The organism is Glutamicibacter arilaitensis Re117, assembly GCF_000197735.1.
GTDB classification, from domain to species: domain Bacteria; phylum Actinomycetota; class Actinomycetes; order Actinomycetales; family Micrococcaceae; genus Glutamicibacter; species Glutamicibacter arilaitensis.
The window spans coordinates 430,767-443,945 of sequence record NC_014550.1; the positions used below are offsets into that span (position 1 = coordinate 430,767).

Annotated in this window: 9 protein-coding genes; 2 read left to right on the top strand and 7 right to left on the bottom strand. The window is 60.5% G+C overall.

All coding sequences use genetic code 11. The annotated features are described in order from the left end of the window. Positions 1 to 77: 77 nt before the first annotated feature. The 4 genes from AARI_RS02395 to AARI_RS02410 all read right to left on the bottom strand — a co-directional run bounded on the left by AARI_RS02395 (position 78) and on the right by AARI_RS02410 (position 4,371). Positions 78 to 1,142, bottom strand: coding sequence for an ABC transporter substrate-binding protein (locus AARI_RS02395; protein ID WP_013347784.1), 1,065 nt, complete (start codon positions 1,140 to 1,142; stop codon positions 78 to 80). Between the two features lie 44 nt (positions 1,143 to 1,186). Further along, positions 1,187 to 2,275 (bottom strand): ABC transporter substrate-binding protein, encoded by a 1,089-nt coding sequence (locus tag AARI_RS02400; RefSeq protein WP_013347785.1) that lies wholly within the window; start codon positions 2,273 to 2,275, stop codon positions 1,187 to 1,189. After that, positions 2,272 to 3,459 (bottom strand): MFS transporter, encoded by a 1,188-nt coding sequence (locus AARI_RS02405; protein ID WP_013347786.1) that lies wholly within the window; start codon positions 3,457 to 3,459, stop codon positions 2,272 to 2,274. Before AARI_RS02405 ends, AARI_RS02400 begins: the two co-directional genes overlap by 4 nt. A gap of 90 nt (positions 3,460 to 3,549) precedes the next feature. Next, positions 3,550 to 4,371: a siderophore-interacting protein gene (locus AARI_RS02410; RefSeq protein WP_013347787.1), complete on the bottom strand. Its 822-nt coding sequence runs from the start codon at positions 4,369 to 4,371 to the stop codon at positions 3,550 to 3,552. 593 nt (positions 4,372 to 4,964) lie between these two features. Between AARI_RS02410 and AARI_RS02415 the strand changes: the two genes are divergently transcribed. Beyond that, positions 4,965 to 6,125, top strand: a complete 1,161-nt coding sequence (locus AARI_RS02415; protein WP_231849428.1) for a helix-turn-helix domain-containing protein — start codon at positions 4,965 to 4,967, stop codon at positions 6,123 to 6,125. Between the two features lie 101 nt (positions 6,126 to 6,226). Here the strand turns inward: AARI_RS02415 and AARI_RS02420 are convergent, their stop codons facing one another. Continuing rightward, entirely contained in the window at positions 6,227 to 7,402 is a 1,176-nt protein-coding gene (locus AARI_RS02420) for a DNA cytosine methyltransferase (protein ID WP_013347789.1), read from the bottom strand. Between the two features lie 230 nt (positions 7,403 to 7,632). Here AARI_RS02420 and mobF point away from each other — a divergent pair, with 230 nt between their 5' ends. Continuing rightward, a complete protein-coding gene (gene mobF, locus AARI_RS02425; protein ID WP_013347790.1) occupies positions 7,633 to 11,178 on the top strand; it encodes a MobF family relaxase in 3,546 nt (1,181 codons plus the stop codon). Between the two features lie 63 nt (positions 11,179 to 11,241). On the opposite strand, the gene AARI_RS02430 is transcribed toward mobF, so the two are convergent. Both AARI_RS02430 and AARI_RS02435 read right to left on the bottom strand, forming a co-directional pair. Next, positions 11,242 to 12,351, bottom strand: coding sequence for a DNA-processing protein DprA (locus AARI_RS02430; RefSeq protein ID WP_322786099.1), 1,110 nt, complete (start codon positions 12,349 to 12,351; stop codon positions 11,242 to 11,244). Then, the gene (locus tag AARI_RS02435) at positions 12,303 to 12,647 is read right to left on the bottom strand and encodes a hypothetical protein (RefSeq protein WP_013347792.1); all 345 of its coding nucleotides are present in this window, start codon (positions 12,645 to 12,647) and stop codon (positions 12,303 to 12,305) included. Before AARI_RS02435 ends, AARI_RS02430 begins: the two co-directional genes overlap by 49 nt. Positions 12,648 to 13,179 lie beyond the last annotated feature (532 nt).

A 13,179-nucleotide genomic window follows, 5' to 3' on the forward strand; every position in this document is an offset into this window, starting at 1 on the left:
CGATCTTTCGTGTTGTTCAGCTATCGCGGCACCACGGACTGCTAGACCCGTGGTGCCGCGATAGTCCGTGACCCGAGTTAGAACACGTCCGCAATCTGGGGAACGACGCGTTCGACCGCCCAAGCATTGCCGATGGGTCCGCCGCTGGTGATTGCCCACAAGAGATCGCCGCCGTCGTCAGTTTTCGGCGGCAGCTGGACAAACTGACCGGACGATACCGCTCCCAGGTTTTGGAACAGGTCGCGACCTGTCAACTCCTGCATTTCGGCTTCGCTCGCGGCTGCGCTCTGTCCAAGGATGAGGACGTCGGCGTCAATCTTCGATAGAAGTTCATCACTAACCTTGGTATCCGTCACGAATTCCGTGGCGTTCGGGTTCTCGCTGAAACCGAGGTCGGCCAGGAATGCAGCGGGCGCGGAGCCAGGCTGTGAGAAGTACTGCAGTCCGTTTGTTGGGCCGTAGTAGATCGCCCAGGTCGCGGTGAGCCCGTCGAACTCGGGATGATCTGCACGCACTTGCGCGAAGCGTTCATCGTGTTCCGCAATGACAGCTTCGGCCGCGCCGCTAAGGTCTAGCGTCTCACCTAGGACGCGGATCGAGTCCTGCCAGGGAATGATGCGTTGAGACGATTCCGGGCTTGTCACCACCGGGGCTATCTTGGAGAGTTGCTGGTAGTAGTCACGCAGTTCGCCGTAACCGGGCACCCAGCCTACGGTGACGATGAGGTCGGGGTTGCTCGCTGCGATGGCCTCGATGGGGATGTCTTCGCCCATCATGAACTCGTAGGTGTCCAGCTCGGCTGACCCATGCTCTTCGAGGTAGCCGCCCTCGCTTACGAAGTTCGAGGTCAACACAGGCGTGACCCCTAAGGAAAGCAGCAACTCGGTGTCGATCGCGTTCGGGACGATCGCTGCGATCCGCTCAGGGCGCTCCTCGAGGATCGTCTCTCCGTACGGTGATTCGAGCGTCAGAGGGTAACTGGTCTTGCCTTCAGCGGCAGGGAGCAGGCTTGATTCGCTTGCGCCGGGCTCTTCAGGACTGCCGTTGGAGTCCGGACTGGTAGAACAGCCCGCGATGAGCAGTATTGTCGCAAGGGTCGCCCCGATACTGGCAATGACGCGGGAGCGTCTGGTCTTCTTCATTCGTGTTCGCCTTTCTATAGTTCGGAATGTTCATTGGTGGGTGGTCACGAAGTCTTCGTGAGGACATCGGCGATGCGCGGAACGAGATAATCTGCTGCCCATTCCTGTCCGATCGGCCCGCCTACCGTGACCGTCCAAAGTAGGTCTCGGTCGTCTTCGGTCTTCGGTGCCAGCTGGACGAGATGTCCGGACATCACAGCGCCCAGATTCATGAAGAGGTCGTTCTCGGTGACAAGCTCGTGCATCTCTTCGTCACTCGCGTTTACGGTCTGGCCGAGCAAAAGCACATCCGCATCAATTTGCGTCAGCAGTTCATTGCTGACCCACGGGTCACCTACGAACTGTTCCGCTTTTGGGTTGGGAATGAACCCAAGCTCGCTGAGGAAGAGTTCTGTACCCGATCCCGATGGAGACATATAGCGGAGGTTATTTGCGGCCCCGAAGTGGAGAACCCAGCTGGCGGTGAGACCCGCGAATTCCGGGTGTTCATTCCGTATCTCCGCGAAATGTTCTTGGTGATGTGCGATGACTTGTGTTGCTGCGTCTTCGAGGTCGAGCGTCGATCCCAGGAGGCGAAGAGAGTCTTGCCAAGGGATGAGCTGTTGCGACGACGTGTCGGGACTGGTCAGCACTGGGGCGATTGATGTCAATCGGTCGTAGTAGTCGCCAAGGTTGACGCCACTCAACCCGTCTGTCCATCCCACCGCTACGATAAGGTCAGGGTCGCTAGCTGCGATGGTTTCTATCGGAATGTCTTCACCGGATATGAACTCGTAGGTTTCGATTTCTGCTGCCCCGTGATCGTCGAGATAACCGCCTTCACTCACGAGACTTGACGTGAGAATGGGGGTCACCCCGAGGGCGAGAAGCAACTCAGTGTCGATCGCAGTCGGGGCGACCGCTGCAATGCGTTCAGGACGTTCCGGCAGAACAGTCTCACCGAAAGGTGATTCGAGTGTGAGCGGATAGCTTGTTGTCTGCTCGGCCGCTGGCAGTAAAGATGCTTGTTCAGAGGGTCTCGTTGCGGCATCAGATTCGGGCTTTGCCGAGCAACCTGCAGCGAACAAGGAAATGGTGAATACAACACAGATGCTGCTGAGGATGCGAGAATGCTTAGCTTTCGAACGGCTCATGGTGTCCCTATCTGGATTGAGGATGGTCGCGTTCGGGCGACCGGGCTGAGGAAGATGGAAACGAAGAGCACGAGGAGGGGAATGATGAGCGCTCCGCGTAGCCCGGCACGTTCGCCGATGAAACCAAGTAGGGGTGGAGCAACGAGAAACGCGACATATCCGATGACGGTCACGAAAGCAACACGCGTTGCCGGGTTCTCTCCTGACGCCCCAGCCGAGGAGATCGCTACAGGGAACCCGAGAGACGCGCCTAGCCCCCACAACACGACTGCAAATCCCGCCACGAGCGAATTGTCAACAAAAGCAACGAGCGAGATGCCAATAACGGCGCTCAGAGCGCTCGCTCCGAGCACCCAGGCGCGCCCGAACCGTTGAACAACCGGTCCTCCCAAGAACCGTCCGAGCGTCATTGCTGCCGCGAAGACCGCGAAGACCGTCGAGCTGAGCGTCGGATTCAGACCATGCCCGTCGACCATGATGAGGGGTAGCCAGTCGTTTGCCGTACCCTCAGCAAATGCCATTGCCAGAACGATGACTCCGATGAACCAAACAGAAGAGTCGCGCCATACGGCTCGCTCAGCACGGTAAACAGGACTCTTCGGTTTCTGTCGGCGACCAGTCGCGGGTGGTAGGAAGCGTATGCAAACTATCAGGATCAGAACGCCGCATAGCCCGACCGTCAGCAGATGCACGATAACTGAGAAGTCCGCAGCGGTAGCAACAATTCCGAGTATCGCGCCGATAAGGGTGCCCAAGCTAAACGAGCCATGTAGCGCTGGCAGGAATGGTCTGCCAGTGATGGCTTCGACATCAGCGCCCTCTACGTTCATTGCGATCTCGCTACCGCCCATGCTCAGGCCGAACAACCCCAACGCTGCGATGACGACCCCATCGATCTGAGCTGCCGCACCAAGAGCGATGAGGGGCACGCTCACGGCGACGCCCAACGTGCCGAATGCGATCAGTGGCTTCGCGCCAAGTCGTGCCAACAACGGCCCTGAACCGAGAATCCCCACCATCGCTCCGAGCGCCAGGCCGAAAATCACGAGCCCCATCTGCGCGGTCGAAGCTCCGAGCAAGTCGCGAATTGCTGGCGTGCGCGTGACCCAGGAAGACATGGCCAGACCCGGCAACAGGAACAATGCACAAAGCGCCAAGCGGCGTGCCGTGAGGGTGTTTGACATTGACTGCCTTTCTCTTGATTGCTGGGGTGTGTCCGAAAATGACTGAGCGGGTGGGTAGATCGTGGGTGAGGGAAGCGTGTTCGCCCCGACTCAGCTGCCGACGAGTCCTGCCGCACCCCGCTTCCAGTAGCCCGTGAAATCGATATCGGACTTTGGAACAGCGCGTTCTTTGACCAAGAAGCGGCGCATCTTCTGCACCTCGGCCTGTTCGCCAGCGAGCCATGCAAACGGCTCACCTTCTGGCCACCTCAAGTTTTGTATCGCGTTGAGCAACGGGTGCCGCGTGCCAGCATGGCGAGGAATCCAGGAGATCTCGATTCCCTCAGGGGCAATGAGTTCCTGCCGATGATCGTCGTCCGCCACATCAATAAGGACCTGACCACGCGTATCGTGGGGTAGTTCTTCGAGGAGCCGCGAAATAGCAGGAATCGCAGTATCATCACCCGCTACCAGAAACCAATCTCGACCGGTAGGTAGGCTCTGGGTCTTGCCCGGTCCCGCGATATGGATCGGGTCGCCTGGCCGTGTCCGCCGTGCCCAGTCGGCTGCAACGCCGTGCCCATGCAGCACGAAATCAACATCCAGCTCACGCGATTGCGAGTCGTATCGGCGCACCGAGTATGCCCGTGCGAGGGGACGTCTTCCCTCAGCGAACGTTACGCGGCCATCCTCAATCACAGGCAACACAGGCTCGATCTCACCCGGATAAGGGAACAGCAAACGGATATCGTCATCGAACCCCGGTGAAGCAAAAGCGGGCTGTGGTTCCCCCGCGGGCGAGGTGAACTCTCCCAACTGGCCGCCCGAGAGCGTGATCCTTTTCATCCCCGTAGTCACGTCCACCACGCGGCCTACAACAAGCTGACGTAACGCTACTGGAACCAAGCGCAACGTGCGCGCAGACACACTCATAGACGATCTCCTTACAGACCGGGAACAGATCACCCCCACAAGCCTCGATACACATGGGTTCACTAACTAAGTGTATCCTTACTTATGTCCGATGTTTTATCCGTGAGCGCAGAGTTCGCACACTCCGACGCTGGCGCGCGACTTGTGAACGGAGGAACAAGCCCGTGCTGTTCGACCCGCCCCCAGTTCCCGCTTCCCAAACAGTGGCTGTACGCAACACGCGTGACCCCTCCCTCTTATGGGTGCACGCGGGAACCGCCGAGGTTCGTGCAGCGCAACAGCAATACCCGCTGTCTTCTGGGCAGGGCATATGGTTGCCTGCTGGCATCCCTTACACCTTGGAGGTGGGCGCTGACTCAGTCGCATTCCCGATCTTTCCGGCCGCAGGGACTCGCGCACCGACCCTCGACCGGCCACAGCGCATCGACCTACCAAGCAGCTGGTCCGAGTGGCTGATCTACCAGTTCGCACGGAGCATCGGCTATCTTCGTGGCGCGACCTCTGACACCAGCCTCCTTGATCTGGTTGCCGGGTCCCATTACTCGACCCCGAGGGAGGCCGATCGGCCTTTTGAGCAGGTACCACTGCCTCCGATGCCCCGCTCACTTGAGGCTGTGACAGTCGGGCGCTCTCTGCTCCAGAGACCTGATGATCCCGCCGACACCGCAGACCACGCACGGTCGGTCAATAACAGCGTGCGAACCCTGCAGCTTCAGTTTCTGCAAGAAACCGGCCTTCCATTCGTGCGGTGGCGCACGGCTGTACGTGTAGCCGCCTCAGCCGCCTTGATGGATGCTGGCCACACGATCGGCCAGGCAGGCAGGCAGGTCGGCTTTTCCACTCCTGCTGGCTTCACGAGAGCATTCCACACGCGAACTGGAATGACGCCGCGCCAGTACAAGCAGGCGCGGCCTGCCATTGCCCGACGCGACGGCAACTTCCCTGGCACTCTCGGTGAGCTGATGCTGCCCCAACTGCAACCACAGGAGGCTCCAAATGAGGCCTCCCCGCCGCCCATCCCCGCAGCGCAGACCTGGAACCGGATTAATGATTTTCACGTCCTGGTATGGGTTTACCGGGGTACGGCGCGAGTAACGGTCGGCGAACGCACACGCCGACTCCGACGCGGCGACGCCATCTGGCTTCCCGCAGGCGTTCGCAACAGCGTTACTCTTTCACGCGGCGCACTGCTACTCCCTCTCGGATCACGCCACGGCACTCCGGAAACGCGCCTTCCTCGAAACCTCGTCCAGCGGTTCCCAGATGAGGCTGAGCTCTACCTGCTGCACACCTTCGTCGCCAATTACAGCCTTGTTCGCCCTAGGTCGCACGATCCCAACGGGATCACGCACTCATTTCTCAAGCATGCCACGAGGACGCGAGCCCGAGCAGCCGAAGACCCAGCGGGTACTACGCCCGTTTACAAGATCATCCGTGCCGTGCGCAACGATCCGGCGGATCGACGAACTCTCACACAGTGGGCGCAAGTACTCAATGCCGACGCAAGAGACCTCGGCCGCGCTTTCCTCGCGACTACGGGACAAAATTATGTGGCCTGGCGATCGGAGGTACGCATGACCGAAGCACGCCGCTACCTAGAGGAAGGACTGGGGGTCGCGCAAGTATCTCGAAAACTCGGCTACGCACATCCGTCAACATTCACCACGGTCTTCACCCGAGCCCACGATATGTCCCCGCGTGAATATCAACGCCATGGTTGGCAACACACTGACGAATCCCTCATTATCCGGTAGGGTCCTACGCGTGATGTTCGCTGAAGGCTGCCCACCATGTGCCGCGTGCCAGTAGACGCACGGATGCTTAGTTGTAGATAACGATAGAAACGCCGGATATGTCAGTCGCCTAATCCTGTGCAAGAGCGCACCACTGCGATCGCAGTGGTCGCTTGTAGTAGTAGAACGCCGTTCCCAAGGGTCATAAGCTGCTCGTTTGCTGTTAGTTTGTGCCCCACGTCGGTGACCCACCCTCTCGGTAATCCCATCAACCATTCCACGAATTCGGGAGCCGGTCGTGGCTTGTCGAATTCATCCAGGAGTGCGGGAGCGGGAGCGTCATGTCCGGTCACGTGCTTCCATCGCGTAATGGCCGGTGCATATTTTCCCCACTGTCGAATATCTGCTCGACCAGTGTCCACAACGTGTCCGATTCTGCTGGTCTGATCGGTGAGCCATCCGGTCCGTGGAGTGCGAAGTCGATGATCTGGTGTGAGAGTGCAATCGTTCCTCGTCTGGCTTTCACCCGATCCAAGGTCTCTCTGCCGCGAGAGGAGTCCGAAGCCAGCGGGGTTCGGAAGAGTTTGCCGGTGGGCAAGGATGAAGATGCGGAAGCGGTGATGGGGAGCGCCAATGAGTGACGCGGGTAGACCAACCCATTCCGCATTGAACCCGAGGTCGGCCAGATCGCCGAGTACGGAACCAAGCGCGCGAAGAGATCGGGCTGACTCGTCTCCCAGACCCCACGGGTCGGATTCCACTTCGCAAAGGGTTGTGGCCCCCAGGGTTGCGGTGAAGGGGTTGCGTTCGCCATCGGGTGCTCCTTGCGTCGGGGGTCTGGTTGCAGGTGCAGACAGTAGTCCGCGTACGTTCTCGATCACGACCCATTCGGGTTGTAACACCTCGATCGCGGCGGCCATGTTCGCCCACAATCCGGAGCGGGTACCGGGTGCGAGCCCTGCCTGTTTCCCAACGGTGGAGACGTCTTGGCAGGGGAACCCGCCGCAGACAATGTCCACCGAAGGCACAGTCGTCCAGTCGATGGCGGTGATATCGCCGAGGTTTGGCACGTCGGGCCAGTGATGGGAGAAGACGCGAGCGACGGGTTCGTTGATTTCGGAGAACCAGATGGTTTCGGCAATAAATTGGTATTCGACGGCGAGGTCGAGACCTCCGTATCCAGAGAATAATGATCCGACGCGCAGTCGTCGGCCAGTTGTGGAATCGTGCATACGAGGCTCCGGATGATTGGTGAGTTCCAGCCGAAGCCACTCGGTGCTAGCTGCTGGATTGATCACCTGTCAGGTGCACCACGAACACCCCTGTCCTCACCGCCCTTCTTCCCGGCACGCGCGGACCCACATCGCGGAGCCATGCCTCGTCCTCCCGCGCGCTCCACCGTCGAGATCCCCGCTCTAAGGAGCCACGCGTCTTGCAGAAGAGGCGCGAAGCCCGCGAATCCACCCCGAGCTGACGCGGCAGCCGGAGCGGTCACTGAGGCCTACCTGTCGTTCAGGAGGTAGGAGCGATGACGGTTTCGATGCGGGTGATGTCCGCCGGTGACGGCTACAAATATCTGCTGCGCACCGTGGCGGCCGGTGATGGCGATAGGTCGCTCTCGACACCCTTGACCCGCTACTATACCGAGAAAGGATCACCTCCCGGGCGCTGGATCGGGCAAGGCCTCGTCGGGGTCGGTGCAGGTCAACTCAGCACTGGTGACCAGGTGTCCGAAGCACAACTCCAGCTGCTAGTTGGGATGGGCCGTGACCCAGTGACCGGTGACCCCCTCGGTCGCGCCTACCAGTCCTTTACGCCTGTTACAGAGCGCATCGAGCACCGAGTATCAGAGCTGGATGCGTCGTTGTCGCCCGCCGCCCGTGCGGAAGAGGTCGCGCAGTTCGAGGCCGAGGAAACCGAACGTGGCACACGCCGCGCAGTGGCTGGATTTGACTACACGTTCTCGATACCGAAGTCGGCGTCTGTGTGGTGGGCGGTTGCGGACGCAGGGACGCAAGGCTTGATTGCGCAGGCGCATCATGCGGCGATTGCGGAGGTGGTTGCGTTCATCGAACGTGAAGTTGCGAGCACCCGGGTGGGGGCAACCGGCCCCGACGGGGCAGCCGCTCAAGTCGATGTCACTGGTGTGATCGCCACCGCGTTTGATCACTACGATTCCCGTGCCGGTGACCCGCACTTGCATACCCATGTAGTGATCTCAAACAAGGTCAAGACCGCTCAAGACGGCAAATGGAGATCCCTCGACGGCCGTCCTATGCACGCCGCCGTGGTCGCACTCTCAGAACTGCATGAGGCCGTATTCGCTGATCACATGACCCGCACCTTTGGCGTCGAATGGGAGGCACGAGAAATGGGGCGCGACCGTAACCCGGCATGGGCGATCAGCGCCGTGCCCGAGACTCTAGTGTCGGAATTCTCGACCCGTTCCCGCCATATTGAGGTCGAGAAGAACCGACTCATTGAGGCCTATGTGCAAAGGCAAGGCAGACAGCCGTCCACGGCGACGATCTTGAAACTTCGCGCGCAAGCAACCCTTGCAACCCGGCCCGAGAAGCAGGTGCGCTCCCTGTCAGAACTCACCACAGACTGGCGCACCCGCGCAACCCGTCTGCTCGGTAACGACGCACCCCTCTGGGCGCAAGGCGTTGCAGTGAACCCACCTGCGATGCTGTTACGCGCTGACGATGTACCACTCGATACCGTTGCCGAGATCGGTCAAAGCGTAGTGGAGGTGGTGGGTGAGAAGCGGTCGACGTGGCGGCGCTGGAACCTGCACGCCGAGGCATCCCGGCAACTCATGGGCTGGCGCTTCGCATCCATGTTAGATCGTGAAGCGATCACCGGGCTTGTGGTCGATGCCGCCGAGAACGCATCGCTCCGGCTCACCCCGCCAGAACTGGCATCGAGCCCGATCGTGTTCCAGCGAGCCGATGGCACGAGCCGGTTCCGACCAAAGCACTCCACATTGTATTCCTCCGAGACACTGCTACAAGCAGAAGACCGTCTGCTGACACGTTCCCGCACCACTACCGCACCAACTGTTCCTCTCGCAACTGTCGAACAGATCACGCAACGGCCCGATGCTGATGGACGGATGTTGAGCGACGATCAATCGGTAGCACTCGCCGCAATCGCGGTCTCGGGCCGAGGTATTGATGTGCTTGTGGGGGCAGCCGGGGCTGGCAAGACCACCGCCATGAATGCGCTCCGCCGCGCATGGGAACTAGAACATGGCGCTGGTTCCGTAGTCGGGCTCGCACCGTCAGCGGTCGCGGCGCAGGTGCTCGCTGATGATCTTGGGATCGCTACGGAGAACACTGCGAAGTGGTGGCACAGCCACCTCACCCACGGCACCACGTTCACGGCTGGTCAGCTTGTGATCATTGACGAAGCGAGCCTTGCCGGTACTCATTCACTCGATCGCATCACAGGACTTGCCGAAACAGCGGGCGCGAAGGTACTGCTCGTGGGCGACTATGCGCAACTGCAATCCGTAGACGCCGGTGGTGCGTTCGCGCTGCTGGCCGGTGACCGGGACGACGCACCCGAACTGATCGATATTCACCGGTTCACCCACGAGTGGGAAAAGACCGCATCCCTTGATCTACGGCACGGCCGCACCGACATCATCGACACCTACCTCGACCAGGGCCGCATCCACGACGGTGACGAAGACACGATGACAGACGCCGCTTATGCGGCCTGGCGTGAAGACACCGCAGCGGGACTCGTGTCCGTGTTGATCACGGAGACCAATGAGACCGTCACCGCACTCAACAATCGCGCCCGCGCCGATCTGATTCTTGACGGTTCGCTGCACCCAAGTCGTGAGGTGGAACTCAACGGCGGGTCGCTAGCCGGTATTGGGGACACGATCATTACTCGACGCAACGACCGGCGACTACGCACGAAGGACACATGGGTACGCAACGGAGCACGTTGGCAAATCACCCAGGTCCGCGACGACGGCTCACTCACCGTACGAGCCGTCGGACGTCGTTTTGGCGGCGCGCTCGTGCTGCCTGCCACGTACGTCGCAGACCATATTGATCTGGGGTACGCCGTCACGGCACACCGGGCACAAGGAATCACGACCGACACCGCACACACCGTCGTAACCGCGACAACAACGCGGGAAAATTTCTATGTCGCGATGACCCGCGGGCGAAATGCCAATCACGCTTACGTCACGGTCAACCGAGCCGACGATGCTCACAGCCAACCCCACCCAGGCGATAACACCGATGCCACCGCCAGGTCCGTACTCTACGGAGTCATGCAACACGTCGGCGCTGAACTCTCCGCCCGCGAAACCATCACGGCAGAGCAGGAACTGTGGGGCTCGATCGCGCAGCTTGCCGCGGAGTACGGGACGATCGCGCAAGCCGCCCAACACGACCGCTGGGCGGCCCTTCTACATGCGAGCGGCCTCACACCCGAACAGACCGAAGACGTGCTTACTTCCGATGCATACGGTGCGCTATCGGCGGAGTTGCGACGGGCAGAAGCGAATCACCACGATGTTGACCGGCTCCTGCCACGCCTCGTGCAGGCACGCAGCGTCGAGGACGCCGATGACATCGCCTCGGTACTGCATGCCCGACTCATCAAAGCCAGCGCCCGCCCAGCCGGGTCAGGACGGACGCGCAAACAACCCCGCCTGATCGCAGGACTCATCCCACACGCAGACGGAACCATGAGCCCAGAAATGCGGCAGGCACTCAACGAACGACGCGAGCTGATCGAGCAACGCGCCGATGCACTCGTTGACCAAGCCGTCGATGAAGCAGCCGATTGGATGCAGCCGCTCCTCCCGCAAGGTCAGAGCGAGGACATGATGGCTGGTTGGCGGCGGCGTGCACGCGTCATCGCTGCCTACCGCGACCGACACCAAATCACCGCCGGTGACCCACTTGGCCCAATGCCTGAGCGCACTGCGCAGAAGATTGACTATGCCCGGGCACAAGCAGCGGTCAGGCAACTTCGCCCGTCGGCTGAACCGCCTCAGCACCGCGAACCGCGCCGCCAGGTCGGTCGTTCTCTCGGTCTTTGAGGCTTCACATAGAAAAAGGAGGGGATGCCGTCATCGCGGCATCCCCTCCCGAACAGTGAGTGCCTATAATCCTGGCGGTTGCGATGTCACAGCCTGTGACGTTTGCATCGTTTGCGCGAACTCACGTGATTGGCGCAATTCCGACTGGGCGTGCTCGTCGAGCAGCTGGCGTACATCGCCGCTGCCCGTCACGAGCCGTGCGCTCTGGTCCCGTAACAGGCCGTTTGTTCCAGAACTTGCGGCGCTGGTCACCGGCCCTGGTACAGCACCCAGGCTGCGGCCAAGAAGCCTCGCCTGCAACGCCGTATGTAACGTGCCAGAACGTGCACCGGCTTCGACCAAGACTGTCGTTTGAGACAACGCCGCCATCAACCGTCCCCGCGCAAGGAATCGATGACGTGTGGGCGTCGCACCCGGAGGCATCTCACTGACGACAAGTCCGGTATCAGCGATTCTGCCGAGGAGTTCGCTATGCCCGGCGGGGTAGGGGCGATCCACACCACCCGCGAGCACCGCAATCGTGTCCCCACCCGATGCGAGCGCGGCCCGGTGGGCTACACCCTCGATGCCGTACGCGCCACCGGCGACGATGACGCGTTCCTCCTGGGCAAGGTCACCGGCGATTTCAGCCACTACGTGTTCTCCATATGAGGTCGCTGCACGCGCCCCTGTGACTGTCACCAGGTCACTAGGTGGCCGAGCCAAGAACGACGCAGCACCCTGGGTCCACAGAACGAACGGCGCACTATCACCCAGATCATCCACGCTCGCAGGCCAATCCTGATCCCCAGGGATCAGAACGCCGATACCGAGCCGGTCAACCTCTCGGAGCCGTTCGGTGACGGACTCCGCAGAAACTCGCGAGCCATGCCGCTCCCGCCACATCGTGCCATCCACGCGGCCAAGCACAGGAACCATGCTGTCGGCCTCAAGGAGGCGAATAGTTTCAACGGCCCCCACCCGTGTGAGGAGTCGGCCAGTTGTGGAATCGTTTGGCTCCGCAATCATCGACAGCGCCATCCGTGCGGTGCGCTCGTCGGTAGCCAGATCAGCTAGGTTCGCCACGAGTTGGTCCTCTCGGTTGAAGTCACCGAGAAGGTGCGCTCGGCAGCGCACCCGACGCCTCAAGTCACAGACGAAAGCACCTGAGGTTCGGTGCGACGTACGCGCCATTCGTGCGCACGTACCCGAAGTAAAAGAACGACGCTGATTGGCCCCATAATGACGAATTTCGCAGTGTTCCAGTAAGATAACAACACCAGCAGATAGAACCAGCCAGGACCGCCGTCCATGGCAAGCAGGTTGAACAAGCTCGCGAGGTACAAATACGGGAGGGCCAGCAGCATCGCGGGCAGGCCCCACTTCAAACCTCGTCGCGAACGGATCAGGTCAAGCAGGATATTCGTCGGCATGAAGCGACGCAGGAAGTAGCGGGTATGCACGCTGGCGATCCACAGTAGACGGAACATGAGCGCAGTCCTCTCCTTGTCACTGGCGACAAGGAATCAGAACGACTGCTCTGGCCGAGACCAAGAGCTAACTCACCACATCTTGTGGTGTTCAAGCAGGTAGAGGCCGCCACTCCCAGGGTACCGTCTTCCCATGAGCCACGAAAGTGCTACCTCGATGAAGCCTTATCGTCGCACAGCACCCACGCAGAGACGAGCATGAGTTTGCCCCTATCCACCTTGCCAGATAACCACCAGGTGAATTGTGGATAACTTCCCGGACCTCTACCGGGAGATCGTATGCTGGGTTCATGTTCACTTCCGGTTCGGAGGACTACCGCACCTGCGCACAGTGCGGTGCTGATTGCAGCCCCGAACCTTTCGATGCCGGAGGGGACAGAGGTATTCGCATCGCGTTCTCTTGTCAGCAATGTGGCCTTCACAGCATCATCGACCCATTCGAGAACCGCTCGCCTTCTACGTACTGATGCTGACCCATAAACGTAATCTCCGCGAACTAATTAAGTCTGGGTGAATAGTTCTTCAATGCTGG